Origin of the sequence: Lentzea sp. NPDC005914 (assembly GCF_040629405.1) — a bacterium.
Classification (GTDB): Bacteria; Actinomycetota; Actinomycetes; order Mycobacteriales; family Pseudonocardiaceae; genus Lentzea.
On sequence record NZ_JBEXVQ010000025.1, the window covers coordinates 26428 to 45656 of the forward strand.

The window sequence follows — 19229 nt, forward strand, 5'->3', positions numbered from 1 at the left end:
CCGCATGGACGAAGAGATCCACGAGCGAATCCGCGACTTCATCAAGGCCATCCCACGCGGACGAGTCGCCACCTACGGCGACATCGCTGATCTCGCCAAGGCCCCGTCGCCACGGCTGGTCGGCCGCATCCTGAACGAAGACGGCCACGACCTGCCGTGGCAACGCGTCCTCAAAGCCGACGGCACCTGCGCCCCCCACCTGCGCGACACCCAACTACAAATGCTGCACGAAGAGGGCGTCCCCAACCTGGACGGCAAGGTGAACCTGCGCGAATACCGCTGGGAAGCTGCCCGCAAGGAAGAACTACCGGGCCTCTGGTAACCCACACACCCACACGGCACGGCAACGGCGACGACGAGCCCCAGCGCGCGCATCGAGCAAGCCCAATCGCCCCGAGGCCGAAGGCGAGGCGACCTGAAGGCGAAGCCGAGGCAATGGCGACGCCGAAGGCGAGCTGCTTGTCCCGTGCGCTTCGGGTGGGGTCCCGTCACGAGTCGTGCCTCAGCTCTTGCCGCGCCGAGGAGGGGGTGTCAAACGGACCCCACGCTTTTCGTCCGTTTGACACCCCCTCCTCGGTGTGGCTCGCTCTGGCCCGGCTTGGGACGGGATCCCACCCGGACCGCACCACCTACGCAACAGGCAGCCGCCGAAAGCAACAGGCGTGCCATCAACCCGCAAGCGGCGCTGGCCGGTCTTTGATCAGATTGGCGGGGTCCGGGGCGGAGCCCCGCGCCCTAAACAGGACACGCCCAGAGCAAGGCGACCACCCACCCGGTCGCGAAACGCACGGAACGTGACTCGCTCAATGCAACGCGCCCCACCCACAAAGCCGCGTCCCTCAAGCCGTCCTCAACACCCCAACACGAGCCTCGTAGTACCTACGCACCAACACATCAACCAAAAGCGGATGCGCCCCAACAGGTTCAGAAACCAAATCCGCCCCACACCCAGCAAGCGCCCCATGAAACGCCCCAGGCGCCAACAACCAGGAAGCAACAACCACCCGCCGCCCCCGCCCAAGCGCTGGCCCCTGCCCCCGAACCCGCTCCCGAACCTCCGAAACAACATCAACAACCCGAGGCACAGCAGTAGCCACATACCCCACAGCAGAAGCCCCCAACAACCCCGCAGCCCGCCGAACATCAGCAAGCGCCCGCGAATCAGAAGACCCAGCAGCCGCGAGAACCAAGACATCCCCACGCCGAAACCCAGCCTCAACCAACCGATCCCGAACAGCCGGCACCGCATCCACCCCAACAGGCGAGGTCAGCACCACATCCGACCGTTCCCCGATCTGCTCAGGAATATCAACCCGAACGTGATACCCAGCAGCCAGGAACGCCGGCACCACAACACAGGGACCATCCACAACAGACCGAACGTCGGGTTGCCGAACATCGGCATAAGCAACCTCAACGGGAACATCCACCCGAGCCTGCACCATCGAAGCAACCTCAGAACAAACCACACCCCCACGAGGATCCCGAGTCCCGTGGAACGCCAACACCAGCTTCATGCAGGCTCCATAGCAAGTCGATACCCACGCTTCACAACGGTGCACACCATCTGCGGCGACCCCAACGCGGTCCTCAACCGCCCAATAGCAGTCTCCACGGCGTGTTCCTCACCCCCAGAAGGCAAGGCAGCCAACAAATCCTGCCGAGAAACCACCCGCCCACGAGCAGCCACCAGAGTCCGCAACACAGCCATAGGCGCAGGAGCAACGGGCCGCAGTTCTCCGTCGATCACCACAGCCTGAGCCCGCATCTCCAGATCGAACGACGCGATCCGCAACCGAGTGGCCCGGGCGGGCAACTCCACCGCCAGCTCCCGAACCATCGACCCGATCCGGGACCGAGCGGGTTGCACGACAGGAATCCCGGCAGCCACCAGGGGCCCAGCCGTGATCGCCCCGACCCCGACCACCAGAACGTCCCGGCGCAACGCCGAAACCAATGCGCCGTGGTCCGGAGCCGTGCGCAACACCGAAGACGCAGCCGGCGCACTGGTGAACGTCAAAGCATCCACCTGCCCGGCCAGCACCGCCTCGATCAACCGGTGCAACGGCCCGATGTCAGCAGGCGGCTCCCACCGGTAAACAGGAATCTCCACGACGTCGGCACCGGCCGCGATCAGGGTGTTCACGAAGTCCGGCAACGGCTCACCGTGCAGCTGAACGGCGACCCGCTTGCCCGACACACCCATCCGCAACAGGTACTGCAGCAGCTCGGCGTTCGACTCGGACGTCGGCGACCAGGTCTCGACCAGCCCGGCCGCTCGCACCGCACCCTTGGCCTTGGGCCCGCGCGGCAACACCACGGCACCCTCGAGCGCACGGTGCAGACGAGCGGCCAGACCCCACCCCTCGGCGGCTTCGAACCATCCGCGGAACCCGATCGCGGTGGTGGCCACGACGACGTCGACGGGCGACGACACCAGCTCCAGCGTCGCCGCGTGCAAGGTCGCGTCGTCCGGCAACGGCACGATTCGCAGGGCGGGCCCGTGCAGCACGGACGCGCCCTTGCGTTCCAGCATGGCGATGAGCTCGTCGGCGCGACGGGCCGCGGTGACGCCGATGGTGAAGCCCGCCAACGGTTCGGTCATGTCAGCTCCACGACGCCGTCACGCACGCGCACCTGATGCACCGCGACCGAGACGGCGGGCTCGTCCAGGCATTTGCCGGTGGCCAGCTCGAACGCCTGCTTGTACACCGGCGACACCACGACGGGAACACCGCCGCGATCGCCCACGATGCCGCGGGACAGCACCGCGGCGCCGCTGAACGGGTCGATGTTGTCCAACGCGTGCAACGATCCGTCGGCGGTCAGGAACACCGCCACCTGCGAGCCGTCGGGCAGCAAAGCCGCCACACCCTGCTCCGGACGCAACACCTCAAAGTCACAGACGACGGTCACCTGACGACCTCCGGAATCCCGAGCTGGACAGGAACGCGCTGACCACGCTCAGCGCGGAACGAGATCGTCGGATCCGGCGTGCCCGGCGCGTTCACGAACGACGTGAACCGAGCCAGCTTCTCCGGGTCCTCCAGCACACCACGCCACTCGTCGGCGTAGTCCGAGACGTGCGACGCCATCGCGGCTTCGAGGTCGGCGCAGATGCCGAGCTTGTCCTCCACCACGACCTCGCGCAGGTGGTCGAGGCCGCCGTCGAGCCCTTCAAGCCACACGGACGTGCGCTGCAACCGGTCCGCGGTGCGGATGTAGAACATCAGGAACCGGTCGATGATCCGAATCAGCTCCTCGGTGTCCACATCGGACACAAGCAGGTCGGCGTGACGCGGCGTGAAGCCGCCGTTGCCGCCCACGTAAAGGTTCCAGCCGTTCTCGGTGGCGATGACACCGAAGTCCTTGCTACGCGCTTCAGCACACTCGCGCGCGCAACCCGAGACGGCGGACTTGAGCTTGTGCGGCGAACGCAGGCCGCGGTAGCGCAGCTCCAGCTCGATCGCCAGCCCGACCGAGTCCTGCACGCCGTAACGGCACCAGGTCGTGCCGACGCAGGACTTCACCGTGCGCAACGCCTTGCCGTACGCGTGACCCGACTCGAAACCGGCATCCACCAGCCGGCGCCAGATCTCCGGCAGCTGGTCGACAGTGGCGCCGAACAGGTCGATGCGCTGACCGCCGGTGATCTTGGTGTAAAGACCGTAGTCGCGGGCCACCTCGCCGATGACGATCAGCTTCTCCGGCGTGATCTCACCGCCGGGGATGCGCGGCACGACCGAGTACGTGCCGTTGCGCTGCAGGTTCGCCAGGAACTTGTCGTTGGTGTCCTGCAACGAGGCCTGGCTCTCGCCCAGGATGTGCCCGTTGCCGAGCGACGCGAGGATCGAGGCCACGGCAGGCTTGCAGATGTCGCATCCACGTCCGGTGCCGTGCTTCTCGATCAACGAGGTGAAGGTCGTCAGGCGAGTCGCCCGAACGATCTCGAACAGCTCCGCGCGTGAGTACGTGAAGTGCTCGCACAACGCCTTGGACTGCTCGACACCGCATTCGGTCAGCAGCTTCTTCAGCATCGGCACGCACGAGCCACAACCCGTACCGGCCTTGGTGCACGCCTTGAGCTCGGCGATGTCGCACGCGACACCGGACTGGATCGCGTCGGTCACCGTCTGCTTGGTCACCGCGTGACACGAGCACACCTGTGCGTCCGCGGGCATCTCGACGTCGACAGCGCCACCCGGCTGCAACAGGGCCGCCGGAACTTCCTTGCCCACCAACGGCCGCAGCGACAGGTACGACGAAGCGTCGCCGACGAGCACGCCACCCAGCAACGTGCGAGCGTCGTCCGACACCACGAGCTTGCTGTAGGTACCGGCGACCGCGTTGTTCACGACGACTTCCAGCGCACCCTCGGTAGTGGCATGCGCGTCACCGAACGACGCCACGTCCACACCGAGCAGCTTCAGCTTCGTCGAGACGTCCGCACCGGGGAACACCTTCGAGCCACCGGAGATCTGGTCCGCGACCACCTCGGCCATCGCGTAACCAGGAGCCACGAGCCCGTAAGCGACGCCCTCGACAGCAGCGCACTCACCGATCGCGAACACCCGCGGATCAGCGGTCCGGCAGGCGGCGTCGACCAGGTAGCCGCCGCGCGGCCCCAGTTCCAGCCCCAGGTCCAGATCCGTGCGCGGCCGGATGCCCGCGCTGAACACCACGACGTCGAGGTCGAGCTCGACACCGTTGGCCAGCTTGGCGATCAGCCGCGTGCCGTCACGTTCGATGGAGGAGGCGGACGTCCCGGTGTGCACGGTCAGGTCGAGCTTCTCGACCAGTCGCTTGAGCAGTCCGGCGCCACCGTCGTCGACCTGGATCGGCATCAACCGCGGTGCCAGCTCGACGACGTGCGGCGACACTCCCATGCCCCGCAACGCGTTGGCCGCCTCCAGCCCGAGCAGGCCACCGCCGAGCACCATGCCGGAGTGCCGTCCAGGCCGGTCTGCGGCCTCGACCGTCGCACGGATCTCGTCGAGGTCGTCGATCGTCCGGTAGACGTGGCAACCGGGCAGGTCACGTCCGGGAACCGGCGGCACGAACGGCACCGATCCCGTGGCCAGCACCAAAGCGTCGTACTGCACCTCGACACCGGAGGCGCCGACCACCACACGACGTTCCCGGTCGACGGAGACGGCCTTCTCGCCGAGCCGGAGCTCACAGCCGGTCAACGGCGTGAGCTCCAGATCGGCAGAGGACCAGCTGTCCACATAGGACGACAGCGCGACACGGTCGTAGGCGGGGCGGGATTCCTCACCGAACACCACGATCCGCCACGACGAGTCACGGAGGATCTCGACGAGCCGGTGGCCCACCATGCCGTTGCCGATCACGACCAAGGTCCCAGGAGCCGAATCAGTCATCGGGCAAACCTCCTTCGCCCGGTATGCTCACCGGGCGGCGTGTCATCCCAAGGTCCGCAATATTTCGCGGGTGTTAAAGGAAACTCTCTCCGCTGCTCAGCGCGGTGTGCGTCACACGCCCGCGTAGGCGAGGGACGGACGCTCCGCGAACACGCTGCGGCGCAGGTAGAACCACCACGTCGTACCGAGGCAGAGCGCGTAGAAGACGAGGATCGCGGTCAGCGCGGGCGTCAGCGTCTTCGAACCCTCGAGCGAGAACTTGAAGACGAGGTTGACCAGCACACCGCCGGCCGCGCCGATCGCACCCGCGATGCCGACCACCGCGGCGGCCTGCCGCTTGGCGGACTTGTCGTCGTCCGCCTGCGTCTTGAAGATCGCCGGGATCATCCTGTACGTCGAGCCGTTGCCGACACCCGCGAGGATGAACAGCAGGATGAACGAGCTGAAGAACAGCGGGAAGCTCTTCACGTCGACGCTGACCATGACTCCGATCGTGCCGATCCCGAGCCCGATGAACGTGGCGAGCGTCACCTTGGCGCCACCGATCCGGTCGGCCAGCCACCCGCCGGCCGGACGGGCGATCGAGCCGATCAGCGCGCCGAGGAACGCGAGCGACACCCAGGACTTGTAGTCCACGAAGCTGATCTTGATCAGCGAGGGGAACGCGAACGAGTACCCGATGAACGAACCGAACGTGCCGATGTACAGGAACGACATCACCCAGGTGTGCTGGTTCGAGAGCGCCTTCTTGTACGACTGCCCGTCCGGCTTGGCCTGCGTGAGGCTGTCCATGAAGAACCACGCGAAAGCCGTGGCGAGGACGATGAACGGCATCCAGATCAGCGCCGCGTAGGCGAGGTGGATCCCGGTGCCGATCGTGATGAGGAACGGCACGATGAGCTGCGTGATCGCGACGCCGAGGTTGCCGCCGGCCGCGTTCATGCCGAGCGCCAGGCCCTTCTTGCCCTCCGGGTAGAAGAACGAGATGTTCGCCATCGACGACGAGAAGTTACCGCCGCCCAGGCCCATCGCGGCCGAGGTGAGCAGGAAGAACCAGTACGGCGTGCCGGGCGTGGCCACCGCGTAGGCGAGCATCACGCACGGGATCAGGAGCAACCCGGCGCTGATGGTCGTCCACAACCGGCCACCGAACTTCGGCACCGCGAACGTGTAGGGCACCCGGAGGATCGCGCCGATCAGGTTCGGCACGATCAGCAACCAGAACTGCTGGCCGACGCTGAACTTGAAGCCGACCGAGCCGAGGCTGACGACGACGATGCTCATCAGCACCCACACGCTGAACCCGAGGTTCTCCGCGAAGATGGACAACGCCAGGTTCTTGCGCGCGATCCGCTTGCCCTTGGACTCCCAGAACTCGGGGTTCTCGGGTTCCCAGTGCTCGATCCAGCTCCGCATGTAGTTCCTCCTGGGTTCGGCGACTGCGGGAAAAGCTAGAAACCTCGGGTTACCGAGGGGTTCTGGCCGATGACGGCGAAGGCAACTCCCCCGCACATCACGCGGTTGCCGGCTGTGAGGCCCCCAGCCAGTCGAGCAGGCCGCACACAGCGTCCTTGCAGCCACCACAGCCCGTGGTCGCCCGCGTCGCCTCCGCCAGCTGCGGCACCGACTCCGCGCCCGCGCGCCAGGCCGACACGATCTGTCCCTTGGAGACGGTGTTGCAGCGGCAGATCACCGCGCTGGACGGGAGATCCGCCGGTGACGCGGCTTCCGCGGGCAGCGCACGGCCCAGCAACAGCGCGAGCCGGTCTGTCGGAGCGGGGATTCCGCGGTCGTAGAGCTGGGTGATCGTCGCAGCAGCATCTGGTGCGCCCAGCACGATCGCGCCGGCCACGCGGTCGTCGCGCAACACCAACTTCGCGTACCGGCCGCGCGAGGGTTCCTGGAAGCACAGGACTTCCGAGTCCGGGCAGTCCACGTCGGTGTGGACGTCGCCCAGCGCCGCGAGGTCCACGTCACGGGCTTTCAACCGCGTCACGACGGAGGTGCCGCGGTAGCGGGACGCCGGGTTGGAGCCGGTCAGGCGGTCGGCGAGCACCGCGGCCTGGTCCCAGGCGGGCTGGACGAGGCCGGAGACCGTACCGGGGTGCTGGGCGCAATCACCGATCGCGTGGATGCGGGGATCGCTGGTGCGCAAGGCGTCGTCGATGATGATGCCGCGGTCGACCTCCAGGCCGGCCTTGAGCGCCAACGACGTTTCGGCGCGCACACCCGCGGAGACGACCACGAGCTCGGCGGGAACGTGGGTGCCGTCGTCGAGGACCAGGCCGTCGCCGGGGAGGTACTTGGCGGCCGTGGAGTTGAGGCGGAACTCGATGCCGAGCTTCCCCAGCGTGCGGGCGAGGACGCCACCGGCGCCGGGGTCGAGCTGGCGTTCCATGAGGTGGCCGACCGGGTGGACGACGGTGACCAGGCATCCACGTCCGGCCAGGCCACGGGCGGCTTCGATGCCGAGCAGGCCGCCACCGAGGACGACGACGGGTGCGCCCTTGTGGGCCTTGGCTTCGATCTCGGCGCAGTCGTCGAGCGTGCGGAAGGCGACGACGCCGGGAGCGAGCTTGCCGTCCTCGAGGAGGCCTTCCGCGGGTGGGACCCAAGGGACGCTGCCAGTGGCGAGAACCAGAGCGTCGTAAGCGATGGTGTCGGCAGGGTCGCTCGTCGTGGACACCACCACCGTCCGGCTCGCGCGATCAATCTCCAGGACCTGGTGGCCCAGTCGCAGGTCCACGCGGTGCTCGGTGGCCCACTTCTCGTCGTGCAACCGGGTCGAGTCCGGTGTCATGGTCCCGGCGACCACTGTCGAGAGCAGCACGCGGTTGTACGCGGCGTGCGGCTCGGCCCCGATGACGGTGATGGAGATGTCCTGGTCACGACGCCGCAGCTCATCCGCCAACCGAGCGCCCGCCATGCCGTAGCCAACGATCACGACTCGCCTCATGCCCGCTCCAATCGAACCGCGCAGACCTTGAACTCGGGCATCCGGCTCGTGGGATCGAGCGCGGGGTTGGTGAGCAGGTTCGCCCGCCCGTCACCGGGGAAGTGGAACGGCAGGAACACCGCGTCGGCGCGCATGCTCGGCACGCACCGCACCACGGCCGTCACCGTTCCCCGCCGGGACACCACGTGCGCGGGCTCTCCGGCAGCGAGCCCCGCGCGTGAAGCCGTGTCGGGATGCACTTCCACGTACATCTCGGGAACGGCCTTCATCAGCTCGCCGATCAGGCGCGTCTGCGCACCCGACTGGTAGTGCTGCAGGACCCGTCCAGTGGTGGCCTGCAACGGGAACTCCTCGTCCGGCGGTTCGGCCGGGCCGCGGTGGTCGACCGGGATGAACCGCGCCAGGCCGTCGGCGTGCGCGAACCGGTCGAGGAAGAGCCTGGGCGTGCCGGGATGGTCGACCGACGGCACCGGCCAGTGCAGCTGCTCGGCGTCGAGCCGCTCGTAGGTGATGCCGGAGTAGTCGGACAGGCCGCCCGCGGACGCCCTGCGCAGCTCCTCGAACACTTCCTTCGGCTCGGTCAGGAACTTCTCCGCACACCCGAGGCGCGCTGCCAGTCCGTGGATGAGGTGGAGGTCGCTGCGCACTCCGGCAGGCGGGTCGAGTGCCTTGCGGCGCCTGATGATCCGGCCTTCGAGATTGGTCATCGTGCCGTCTTCCTCGGCCCACTGCGTCACCGGGAACACGACGTCGGCCATCGCCGCGGTCTCCGACATGACGAAGTCCGCGACCACCAACAGGTCCAGTGCGCCAAGACGATCGGCCACGCCGGACGCGCGCGGTGCCGACACGACCGGGTTGCTGCCGAACACCAGCATCGCCTTGAGGTCGTCGGCGTTGAGCAGCTCGTACGCGCTGCGGCCCACGCCCGGCAACCAGTCGACGCCCCAGACCTCCATGATGTGCTTGCGCGCCACGGGATCGTCGAGCTTGCGGTAGCCGGGCAGCTGGTCGGCCTTCTGACCGTGCTCCCGGCCGCCCTGCCCGTTGCCCTGCCCGGTCAGGCAGCCGTAACCCGAGCCGGCCCGGCCCGGCAGTCCCAGCGCCAGGGCCAGGTTGATCCACGCCGACACGTTGTCCGTGCCGGACGCGTGCTGCTCGGTGCCGCGCCCGGTCAGGATGTACGACCGTCCGGTCAGCATGCGCACCGCGGCGCGCTGATCAGCGGCGGAGACACCCGTGACGCGTTCGGTGTGCTCCGGCCACCACTGCGCCGCGACCCGCCACGCGTCGTCGAAGCCCGAGGTCCGATCGGAGATGTACTCCTTGTCGATCAGGCCCTCGATCACGGCGGTGTGCAGCAGTCCCAGCGCCAGCGCCAGGTCCGTCCCCGGTGCGGGCTGCAGGTGCAACGTCGCGCGCTCGGCGGTCGGCGTCCGGCGCGGGTCGATGACGATCAGCCGCGCGCCCTCCAGGTGCCGCAGGAACGGCGGCATGGTCTCGGCGGGGTTCGACCCGGCCAGCAGAACCGTGTCGGCGGAACGCAGATCCGCCAGCGGGAACGGCAGACCGCGGTCCAGCCCGAACGCCTTGTTGCCCGCCGCGGCGGCCGACGACATGCAGAACCGGCCGTTGTAGTCGATCTGCGAGGTCTTCAGGGCGACCCGCGCGAACTTGCCGAGCAGGTACGCCTTCTCGTTGGTCAGCCCGCCGCCGCCGAACACGGCGACCTCGTCGGGCTCGAACTCCTTGATCCGACCGGCGACGAAGTCCAGCGCCTCGTCCCACGAAGCAGGCTCGCCGTGGATCAACGGCGTGGTGAGGCGGCCTGGATGGCGCAGCAACTCCCCCGCCGTCCAGCCCTTCTGGCACAGCCCACCGGGACCAGGGGCCACCTGGCCGTCGATGACGCTCATGGAGCACTGCAGAGCGCAGTAGGGGCAATGGGTCACGCCGCTGACGCTAAGAAGCGCGCGTTAACCAGATGCTCCGCAATGTTTCCAACGTGGAAAGTTGTCAGCTCAGAGCAGTGCGGTCACCTGGTGAGCAGCTCTTTCCAAGCCCGCAAAGGACTGTGAGGTTGACAACGGGTGCAGCGCGTGCACCGCCAGCCGGAACAGGGTCGCGCGCACGAGCACCTGCGTCCACTCCGGCAGATGGCTCCAGCGCTTGAACAGGCCGGGGTCCGCGCCACCCCACGCGACGGCGTCCACCGCGACCACGGCCGCGGCCCACTCGGCCGGGCGCCAGTACGCGGTGAAGTCGATGACGGCGGGCGGGGCGTTGCCGGCGAACAGCACGTTGCCGAACAGGTCGCCGTGCACGACCTGGGACCTGAGGTTGAGCGGCTTCTGCACCTCGTTGAGCAGGTCGAACAGCCTGCCGCCGAGGTCGGCGTCGAGCGGCACGTCGTCCTCGCCCCACGCCTTGCGGTCGGCGACGGCGAACACGTCCGTCCGCACGTCCAGGAACCGGGGTTTGGGCAGCTCGGCCGTGGCCTGGTGCAGGCGCTGGGCGACGGCGATGACCTCGTCGTGGCGCGCCTCGGCACGACCGGCGAGGAACTTGGTGGCCGACCAGCCGCCGACGACGTAGCGGCCGTCGGTGGATCTCAGCGGCCGCCCGATGCGCAGGTTCTCTATGTCCAGCCCATCGAGGGTCTTGGCGATCCAGGTGGCCTCGGCGGGCTTGGGCGCGGGCCTGATGGTGGCGTCACCGCAGCGCCAGGCCGGGCCGCCGTCGATGAGCTCTGGCTCGGCGTCACGTGCCCCGAACGCCGCACGCACGTGCGCTGGGGGCGGTTCGGGGGACCGGGTCACGATCGGGCACGCTACCTGCTCGGACCACCCGGTTGGCGGAACGCGACACGCGGTGATTCGCGCCACCACCCAGATAGCCCAGCAGAAGATGAGTGCTTTTGGGCACCGAAGCACCCAAAAGCACTCACTACCTCTAGTACGTGGGCAGGCTGGGGTCGACCTCGCGAGCCCAGGCCAGCACACCACCGCCGACGTGCACGGCGTCCTTGAAGCCCGCCTTGTGCAACGCCGCGAGAGCCTCCGCCGAACGAGCACCCGACTTGCAGTGCAGCACCAGCGGCTTGTCCTGCGGCAGCTCGGAGAACGCCTCACCCGAGAGGATCTTGTCCTTCGGGATCAGCACCGAGCCCGGGATCTTCACGATCTCGTACTCGTGCGGCTCGCGGACGTCCACCAGCAGGAAGTCCTCACCGGACTCCTGCTTGTGCTTGAGCTCGAGCGGCGTGATCGTGTTGCCCGCCGCCGCCTGCTGCGCGTCCGTGGACACGACACCGCAGAACGCGTCGTAGTCGATCAGCTCGGTGATCTTCGGCGACTCCGGGTCCTTGCGGATCTTGATGGTCCGGTACGACATCTCGAGCGCGTCGTAGACCATCAGGCGGCCCAGCAGCGGGTCGCCGATGCCCGTGAGCAGCTTGATCGCCTCGGTGACCATGATCGACCCGATGGACGCGCACAGCACGCCCAGCACGCCGCCCTCGGCGCACGAGGGGACCATGCCGGGAGGCGGCGGCTCCGGGTAGAGGTCGCGGTAGTTCAGGCCCTGGCCGTTCGGGGCGTCCTCCCAGAAGACGCTGACCTGGCCCTCGAACCGGAAGATCGAACCCCAGACGTACGGCTTGCCCAGCAGCACCGCGGCGTCGTTCACCAGGTACCGCGTGGCGAAGTTGTCGGTGCCGTCGAGGATCAGGTCGTAGTCGCGGAAGATCTCCAGCGCGTTCTCGGAGTTGAGATGCGTCTGGTGCAGGATCACCTTGACGAACGGGTTGATCTCGGCGACGGAGTCACGTGCGGACTCGGCCTTTGGACGGCCGACGTCGGACTGACCGTGGATGACCTGGCGCTGCAGGTTCGACTCGTCCACGACGTCGAAGTCGACGACACCGAGCGTGCCGACCCCGGCCGCGGCCAGGTACAGCAGTGCCGGGCTGCCCAGGCCACCCGCGCCGACGACGAGCACCTTCGCGTTCTTCAGCCGCTTCTGCCCGTCCACCCCGACGTCCGGGATGATCAGGTGACGGCTGTAGCGCGCTACTTCTTCCTTGGTCAGCTCCGCGGCTGGCTCAACGAGCGGCGGAAGCGCCATTTGCTCCTCCTCGACGGACTGCATGTCTCTGTATCCGAGACAACGTCAACCTTGCCTGGACTCTTCCTCGTTGGAAAGCCGTCTCAGCCAGCGGGAAACGGGTTCGGCGTGCAGACCTTGCCGTCGGCGGGCACCACGTCCAGACCGGCGTTGAGCTGGGAGACGAAGTTGTTCGCGACGCCGAACGTCTGCTGCATCATCACGGGTGCCGGCGCGCCGTTCTCCGGACAGGCCGCGTGGCCGCTGCCGAGCGCGTGGCCAACCTCGTGGTTGATCACGTACGTCCGGTATCCGGACAGGTCGGGCCCGTAGACCATGGCGCCGCGCACCCAGCGGGCGACGTTGATGATCACGCGCTTGCTCGCCGGGTTCCAGCAGGAGGTCTCGAACGGGATCTCCTTGCCGCACAGTGTGTGCGTGGTCTTCGTACTGGTCAGGCTCACGATGAAGTCGGGGTTCTGGTTCGCCTCGACGCGCTGCAGCGAGACCTGCTTCGTGCCGATCCAGCTGCGCGGATCTGACAGGATCCCCTCGACGGTCCGTGCGAACGCCGTGTCGTCGTTGCCGAAGTCGGCGGGCTGCACGCCGTCCTCGACGGCGACCGCGTACTTGCGGAACTTCTGCGCGTTCGCCTCTCCCAGCCGCGCACCGCTGCCCGCGATCGCCCGCCACGTGCCGACGCCGTCCTCGGAGAACGCCGGTCCTGCCGGCAGCTCCGCCGTGGGCACGTCGAGCTTGGGCTTCTCCGCCTTCACCTCGGTCGCCGGCGCCTCGGGCGTGGTGGTGGACACGTCCTTGGTGTCTCCCCCGCTGCCACCGGCCGCGGGCGACTTCGGCTGCACGGTGTCGAGCACGACGAGCGCCGTGAGCACCAGAAGTACCGGGATCGCGTAGATGCGCCACCCGTAGTTGGAGACGAGCTTCCTCACCCCGCCGCGTCGGCGAGGCCGCCGGTGCTGCGCCGTGCCCTCCGGCTCCCAGGCGGCCGCGAGCGGTTCCGCGCTGGTCCGGCGCTCGCCGCGACGGTAGCGGTCAGAGGACGGAGCAGGACGTCCTCGCTCGGGGGCGCGATTCACGTTGCCCAGGGTCCCACATCCCCCGTATGGCCGTCGTTCATCACCATGTGTGTCGGTCGACCGCCTCCCACATGCCCAGCACGGCCCTCGCCACGGTGGCGGGCCGCTCCATCTGGGCGACGTGCCCGGTCTTCGGGAGCACCAGCAGTCGTCCCTTCGGCAGCAGGCGCGCCGTTCGAGGACCCTTCCGCACGCTGACGAGCCGGTCGTTCTCTCCCCAGAGCACCAACGTGGGTGCCTTGACCAGCGGCAAGACGCGCCAGAGCGACTTCGGCCCCGGCGTGAGCCAGCTCTGCATCAACCCGAACGTGCTGCGGTTGAGCGCCTGCCCCGCCCACTTCTGCCGGGCCCGCTCCTCGTTCTCCTTGATCGACTCCTCGATCCGGTTGTCCGGCACCACGCTCGGGTCCGCGAAGCACAGTTCCAGCATCTGCTTCGTCCGGTCGTGCGCCGTCAGTTTGGCCAGCTCTCTCCTGACCCTCGACCCGATGATCGGGAACACCGCCAGCGCCATCCGCGGGTCCGACATGCGGTCCAGCCGCGGCCTCAGATCGGGCACCGCCGGGCTCACCAACGTGAGCGACCTGACCAGATCAGGCCTGGCCGCGGCCGCGATGACCGAGATCGCCCCACCCATCGAGTTGCCGAACAGGTGCACGGGCTCCTTCAGCGTCTCGATGTACTTGATCACCGTGCGCGCGTGCGTGGGCAGGCTGAAGTCGTAGCCGGGAATCGGCTCCGACCGCCCGAATCCCGGCAGGTCGACGGAGTACCCGCTGACATGTTCCCTGAGCTGGGCCGCGAGGTCCGTCCAGTTGGTCGCGGACCCGCCGAGCCCGTGCACGTAGACCGCGGGAGGGCCGTCGCCAGGCGTCACCCTGACGTGGACTTCATGGTCATCCACCTGGTGAAACTCACCTGGCCAGGGCGTCTGCGTCTTGTCCAGCGGCGGCAGTTCGACCGTGGACAGCGGGGCGGGGATCAGCGTGCTCACCAGACCAGGATGCGGGAAAGAAGGCGCAGATGGTTCTTGGATGTGGGCTACTAGCGAGTAAGGTTGCGCTCACGCCTCGGTCAGGCAACCCCTCTCCGACGGCCGATGACTCGTGCTGGAGGCACCATGACGGAGACGGCGCAGAGCGCTCCCGCAGGCAGGGGCGTTCGTCTGCCGCGCACCGCCCGCCGCGCGCAACTGCTGGCAGCGGCGCAGGACGTGTTCGTCGCCAACGGCTACCACGCCGCAGCGATGGACGAGATCGCCGAACGCGCGGGCGTGTCGAAACCGGTGCTCTACCAACACTTCCCCGGCAAGCTCGAGCTGTACATGGCGCTGCTCGAGTCCCACGTGGACGAACTGGTGGGCCGGGTCCGCACGGCGATCGCGTCGTCCTCGGACAACAAGCTCCGCGTCCGTGCCGCCGTCGCCGCCTTCTACGACTTCGTGGACGGCGAAGGCCAGGCCTTCCGCATGGTGTTCGAGTCCGATCTGCGCTCCGAGCCGGCCGTCCAGGAAGCCGTCGAGCGCGCCACCACCGACTCGGTGGACGCCATCACCGACACCATCACGGCCGACGCGGGCCTCGACCCCGAGCGCGCCCGCCTGCTGGCCGTGGGCCTCGTGGGTCTTTCCCAGGTCACCGCCCGCTCGTGGCTCGCCGACAACCGGCGCGTGCCGAAGGAAGACGCGGTCGCGCTGATCTCGAACCTCGCCTGGCGGGGCATCGGCGGCGGCTTCCCGCTGCAGCACTGACCGGCCACCGTGATCGGTAGCGTTCCCCTCAGGCCGTCGTTCTGAGGGGGAAGCATGATTCTCGTTACCGGTGCCACGGGGAACGTCGGCGCGGAAGTGGTGACAGCGCTCATCGCCGCGGGCGAGCCGGTGCGCGCGCTCCAGCGCAAGGGTGAAGCACCGGCCGGGGCGGACACCGTCACCGGCGACCTGAACGAACCGGAGAGCCTGAAGCCTGCTCTCGACGGGATCGACGCGGTCTTTCTGTTACCCGGCTACCAGAACATGCCGAGATTGCTCGACCAGGTGCGCGAGGCGGGGGCGGTGCGGGTCGTGCTGCTGTCGGGCGGTTCCGCGGGCGACCCGGACCCGGACAACGCGGTGTCCCGCTACATGGCCGAATCCGAGACCGCAGTGCGGGAGTCCGGTGTGCCGTGGACGTTCCTGCGGCCGAGCGCCTTCATGTCGAACACGCTCCGGTGGGCACCGCAGCTGCGGGAGGGCGACGTGGTGCGTGAACCGTTCGCGGACGTGCGGATCGCGAACGTCGATCCGCACGACATCGCCGCGGTCGCCGTCCAGGCGCTGCTGACGGCCGGCCACGAGGGACAGATCCACCACCTCAGCGGCCCGGAGTCGTTGCTGCCCGCCGACCGGCTGCGCGTGCTCGGCGAGGTGCTCGGCCGGGACCTCGTCCTGCACCCGCAGACGAATGACGAGGCACGGGCCGAGATGAGTGCGGCGATGCCGGTCGAGTACGTGGACGCCTTCTTCCGCTTCTACGTCGACGGCACGCTCGACGAGTCGAAGGTTCTGCCGACCGTCGAGGAGATCCTCGGCCGGCCGGCACGGACTTTCCGGCAGTGGGCCGCCGACCACGCGGGGTTGTTCGCCTGAGGTCGACGAGGAGAGCTTCCCCGAACCTCACGTTCGGGGAAGCTCCACTCACATCAGCGCGGCGATTCTCCGCGCCACGTCCTCGGATCGTTCCAGCGGCAGCATGTGCCCGGCCTTCGGATAGATCACGAACTCCGCGCCCGGCAACGCGTCCGCGATCGCCCGTGAGTGCTTCATCGGCGTCAGCAGATCCCACGACCCGGCCATGACCACGGTCGGGATCTCCGCCAGCACCGCCAGCGCCTCGCGCCGCTGATGCCGGGTGAGCTCCTCCCGGATTCCGACGAACGCCCCGCCGGCCGTGTTCCCCGCCATCGCAGCGGCCGCACGCACGTCGGCCCACTTCGGACGACGGCCGAACGTGACGCGCAGCCCCGGCGTGATCAAGCGGCCGAACCCGACCTTCGGCCGCTTGACCAGCCATCGCCCGGCGAGCCGCTCCACACCGCTCAACCGGGGCAGGTCCCCGCACGACGTGGCCACGAGGGCCACCCCCGTCACGCGCGAGAACAACTCGGGGCGCTGCTCGGCCAGCGCCATGATCGTCATGCCGCCCAGCGAGTGGCCGGCGAGCACGATCCGTCCGGTCGGGGCGTATTCCTCCAGCACCGCCGCGAGATCGTCGGCCAGCTCGGAGATGGTCCCGACGCCGTCAGCGGAACGACCGTGGCCGCGCACGTCGTAGCGGACCACGCGCCCCGGCAACGCCGAAGCCACGCGGTCCCACGTCGTGAGGTCCATCGTCCAGCCGTGCAGCAGAACAGCGGTCACGTCCGCGGAGGTCGCAGACTCCGACGTGACGACGTTCAGCCGACCAAGAACGAGCGACGCCATGAGCGCATCCCCGGCCTTCCCACGAGTCCGGCCTCGTCGAGGAACGACATGATCCGTTCCCCGGCCCAGCGAAGGGTCTCCTGGAACCGCGGGTTGCCCAGCGCCTGCCGGTGGGCCTCGCGCACGTCCAGCCCGACGGCCGCGTACACGGCCGGGTTGATGATCGTCCGAGTGATCATCATCGACACGTACCCGACCAGCCACTTCTGGTACGGCAGCTCGTAACCCTTCAGCTCGCCCATGCCGCGCAGCAGTTCCTCACGAGCGAACCGCACGTGGCGGGCTTCCTCCAGCACGTGGATCCGGTTCACCATCCGCACGATCGGCTGGACGGTCTCGTCGTTCATCGCCTCGCGCTGCAACCGGTCGAGGATCTCCTCCGCGACCAGGATCGACCCGTACATCGCGGGCCCGTACCCGATGGTGGGCAACAACTTCCCCAGCCGGTGGGTCGAGCGGACAGGTCCGTAGGCCGGGCACCCGATCCGTTCCACCAGCCGGGCGAACATCGTCGAGTGCCGGCACTCGTCAGCCACCTCGGTCAGCGCGTACTGGGCGTGCCGGGAGGTGGGGTCGGTGTTGTAGACGACCTTGACCAGCATCTGCATCAGCAGCAGCTCGAACCACAGCCCGACCGACGCGATCGAGGCCAGCTCGTGCTTGGACAGCTCGATGCGCTGCTCAGGCGTCAGCGAGTCGTACAAGGGTGTGCCGTAGAGCGAAATCCGCTGTTCAGGGATGTAGAAGAGACCGTCCACCAGAGGCGCGGACCAGTCGATGTCCACCTCGGGGTCGTAGAACTTCTCCGCGGACGACTTCAGCAGCCTCTCCGCCGTCTTCTCCCGATCGGCGACCCTCATCGGTTGCCCTCCCCGGTAAGTGTTACTTGAGGTAACGGTTACTTCTGGTAGCGTGCGTCACATGGCACGCACTGTCAAGGGCCCGGATGCGCGACGTGAGCGGTGGAAGGGGCATCGCGAGCAGCGCAGAGCGGAGTTCGTGGAGGCCACGATCGCCGCGGTGGCCAAGAAGGGCCCGGACGTCGGCATGGAGGACGTCGCCGCAGAGGCGGGCGTCAGCAAGCCCGTGCTCTACCGGCACTTCACCGACAAGTCCGACCTCTACCTGGCAGTGGGCCAGAAGGCCACCGAACTGCTGATGGACCGGATGGGCCCCGCACTCGCCGCCGACGGCCCGATCCGCGACCGCATCGAACGGATCGTGGACGCCTACCTGTCGGTGATCGAGGACAACCCGAACCTCTACCGGTTCGTGGTGAAGGGGTCCTTTGTGGACCGTCCGGTCGAGAAGGACGTCGTGCAGGAGGACAAGAACCTCATCGCGAACACCCTCGCCCGCATCCTCGGCGACTACCTGCGCGCCTTCGACATGGACTCCGGCGGCGCCGAACCGTGGGCGCACGCGCTCGTCGGCATGGTGCAGAACGCGGGCGACTGGTGGCTCGACCGCCAGACCATGTCCCGCGCGAACCTCAGCGACTACCTCGCCACGATCATCTGGCACGCCATCGACGGGCTGCTGCGGTCGGCGGGCGTCCAGGCGGACCCGGCAAAGCCACTCACCCCACTCCGATTGGTGGACTGATGAGCGACGAGCACGACGAGGACGGCTACACCGGCGAAGCCACCCTGACGTTCGGAGAGACCGAGGTCGCGGTCGAGGTCGAGCTGCGCGGCTACTTCCAGCCGATCGACGGCCGCTACCACTGGTACGGCCGGATCAAGCAGAACGACGAGGTCACGAGCCGGGTTGAAGCCGGCGCGCGGACCGCACTCCTGCGCACCCCCACCGGCCAGGCAGAGGGCTCGCTGACCGACCCCGACCCGTGGGGCCGCTACCGGGTGGGCGGCATCTCGACCCCGCCGTACAAGATCGAAGAGCCCGCTGAACACTGAACCCGCGCAACACTGAAAAAGCCCCGGTCAGAACTTCTGGCCGGGGCTTCTTGCTGAACGACTCAGGCGCCGAACCCGACCTTGCGCGAGTCCTGCGGGCCGATCTCCACGTACGCGACGCGGCCAGCGGGCACGACGAAGCGCGCACCCTTGGCGTCCACCAGCGACAGCACACTGGACTTGCCGGACACCGCGTCCGCCACCAGAGCCTCAACATCTGACGGGTTGAGCTCACTGGTCACGACGAGTTCCCGCGGGCTGTCCGCGACGCCGATCCTGACCTCCACGCTGACCTCCGTGCTCAAAGAGAAAATC

General features: G+C 68.1%; 19 protein-coding genes. 5 read left to right on the forward strand and 14 right to left on the reverse strand.

Features of this window, described 5'->3' with window-relative positions:
- Positions 1 to 4 precede the first annotated feature (4 nt).
- On the forward strand, positions 5 to 322 hold the full coding sequence (locus ABZ345_RS30480; RefSeq protein WP_359856115.1) for an MGMT family protein: 318 nt from the start codon (positions 5 to 7) through the stop codon (positions 320 to 322).
- A 517-nt stretch (positions 323 to 839) separates the two neighbouring features.
- Here the strand turns inward: ABZ345_RS30480 and ABZ345_RS30485 are convergent.
- The 11 genes from ABZ345_RS30485 to ABZ345_RS30535 form a co-directional block, all read right to left on the reverse strand.
- Complete coding sequence (locus ABZ345_RS30485; RefSeq protein ID WP_359856118.1) at positions 840 to 1517, reverse strand: CbiX/SirB N-terminal domain-containing protein; 678 nt, start codon at positions 1515 to 1517, stop codon at positions 840 to 842.
- Complete coding sequence (locus tag ABZ345_RS30490) at positions 1514 to 2605, reverse strand: uroporphyrinogen-III synthase (protein WP_359856121.1); 1092 nt, start codon at positions 2603 to 2605, stop codon at positions 1514 to 1516. Before ABZ345_RS30490 ends, ABZ345_RS30485 begins: the two co-directional genes overlap by 4 nt.
- Positions 2602 to 2916, reverse strand: a complete 315-nt coding sequence (gene nirD, locus ABZ345_RS30495) for a nitrite reductase small subunit NirD (RefSeq protein ID WP_359856123.1) — start codon at positions 2914 to 2916, stop codon at positions 2602 to 2604. The genes ABZ345_RS30490 and nirD overlap by 4 nt, the downstream gene beginning before the upstream one ends.
- On the reverse strand, positions 2913 to 5381 hold the full coding sequence (nirB, locus tag ABZ345_RS30500; RefSeq protein WP_359856126.1) for a nitrite reductase large subunit NirB: 2469 nt from the start codon (positions 5379 to 5381) through the stop codon (positions 2913 to 2915). The genes nirD and nirB overlap by 4 nt, the downstream gene beginning before the upstream one ends.
- Positions 5382 to 5492: 111 nt before the next feature.
- On the reverse strand, positions 5493 to 6797 hold the full coding sequence (locus ABZ345_RS30505) for an MFS transporter (RefSeq protein ID WP_359856129.1): 1305 nt from the start codon (positions 6795 to 6797) through the stop codon (positions 5493 to 5495).
- Between the two features lie 97 nt (positions 6798 to 6894).
- Complete coding sequence (locus ABZ345_RS30510; RefSeq protein WP_359856131.1) at positions 6895 to 8337, reverse strand: FAD-dependent oxidoreductase; 1443 nt, start codon at positions 8335 to 8337, stop codon at positions 6895 to 6897.
- Complete coding sequence (locus ABZ345_RS30515; protein WP_359856133.1) at positions 8334 to 10253, reverse strand: molybdopterin oxidoreductase family protein; 1920 nt, start codon at positions 10251 to 10253, stop codon at positions 8334 to 8336. Before ABZ345_RS30515 ends, ABZ345_RS30510 begins: the two co-directional genes overlap by 4 nt.
- A gap of 105 nt (positions 10254 to 10358) precedes the next feature.
- On the reverse strand, positions 10359 to 11156 hold the full coding sequence (locus ABZ345_RS30520; protein WP_359856136.1) for a TIGR02569 family protein: 798 nt from the start codon (positions 11154 to 11156) through the stop codon (positions 10359 to 10361).
- A 133-nt stretch (positions 11157 to 11289) separates the two neighbouring features.
- Positions 11290 to 12462 (reverse strand): adenylyltransferase/sulfurtransferase MoeZ, encoded by a 1173-nt coding sequence (gene moeZ, locus ABZ345_RS30525; protein WP_359856139.1) that lies wholly within the window; start codon positions 12460 to 12462, stop codon positions 11290 to 11292.
- 83 nt (positions 12463 to 12545) lie between these two features.
- Positions 12546 to 13538 (reverse strand): DUF3152 domain-containing protein, encoded by a 993-nt coding sequence (locus tag ABZ345_RS30530; protein ID WP_359856141.1) that lies wholly within the window; start codon positions 13536 to 13538, stop codon positions 12546 to 12548.
- Between the two features lie 40 nt (positions 13539 to 13578).
- Positions 13579 to 14532, reverse strand: coding sequence for an alpha/beta fold hydrolase (locus ABZ345_RS30535; RefSeq protein WP_359856144.1), 954 nt, complete (start codon positions 14530 to 14532; stop codon positions 13579 to 13581).
- Positions 14533 to 14658: 126 nt separating this feature from the next.
- Here ABZ345_RS30535 and ABZ345_RS30540 point away from each other — a divergent pair, with 126 nt between their 5' ends.
- Positions 14659 to 15288 carry a TetR/AcrR family transcriptional regulator gene (locus tag ABZ345_RS30540; protein ID WP_355565426.1) on the forward strand — a complete coding sequence of 210 codons (630 nt, stop codon included), beginning with the start codon at positions 14659 to 14661 and terminating at the stop codon, positions 15286 to 15288.
- A 54-nt stretch (positions 15289 to 15342) separates the two neighbouring features.
- Positions 15343 to 16164 (forward strand): NAD(P)H-binding protein, encoded by an 822-nt coding sequence (locus ABZ345_RS30545; RefSeq protein ID WP_359856147.1) that lies wholly within the window; start codon positions 15343 to 15345, stop codon positions 16162 to 16164.
- Positions 16165 to 16212: 48 nt separating this feature from the next.
- Here ABZ345_RS30545 and ABZ345_RS30550 read toward each other — a convergent pair whose 3' ends face one another.
- Together ABZ345_RS30550 and ABZ345_RS30555 are read right to left on the reverse strand one after the other, a co-directional pair.
- Positions 16213 to 16998, reverse strand: coding sequence for an alpha/beta hydrolase (locus ABZ345_RS30550; RefSeq protein ID WP_359856149.1), 786 nt, complete (start codon positions 16996 to 16998; stop codon positions 16213 to 16215).
- The gene (locus tag ABZ345_RS30555) at positions 16971 to 17858 is read right to left on the reverse strand and encodes a diiron oxygenase (RefSeq protein WP_359856152.1); all 888 of its coding nucleotides are present in this window, start codon (positions 17856 to 17858) and stop codon (positions 16971 to 16973) included. Before ABZ345_RS30555 ends, ABZ345_RS30550 begins: the two co-directional genes overlap by 28 nt.
- Positions 17859 to 17919: 61 nt before the next feature.
- On the opposite strand from ABZ345_RS30555, the gene ABZ345_RS30560 reads away from it, so the two are divergent.
- On the forward strand, positions 17920 to 18603 hold the full coding sequence (locus ABZ345_RS30560) for a TetR/AcrR family transcriptional regulator (RefSeq protein ID WP_359856155.1): 684 nt from the start codon (positions 17920 to 17922) through the stop codon (positions 18601 to 18603).
- Entirely contained in the window at positions 18603 to 18914 is a 312-nt protein-coding gene (locus tag ABZ345_RS30565) for a DUF4873 domain-containing protein (RefSeq protein ID WP_359856157.1), read from the forward strand. Before ABZ345_RS30560 ends, ABZ345_RS30565 begins: the two co-directional genes overlap by 1 nt.
- A gap of 62 nt (positions 18915 to 18976) precedes the next feature.
- Here the strand turns inward: ABZ345_RS30565 and ABZ345_RS30570 are convergent, their stop codons facing one another.
- Positions 18977 to 19201: a DUF3107 domain-containing protein gene (locus tag ABZ345_RS30570; RefSeq protein WP_030474076.1), complete on the reverse strand. Its 225-nt coding sequence runs from the start codon at positions 19199 to 19201 to the stop codon at positions 18977 to 18979.
- Positions 19202 to 19229 lie beyond the last annotated feature (28 nt).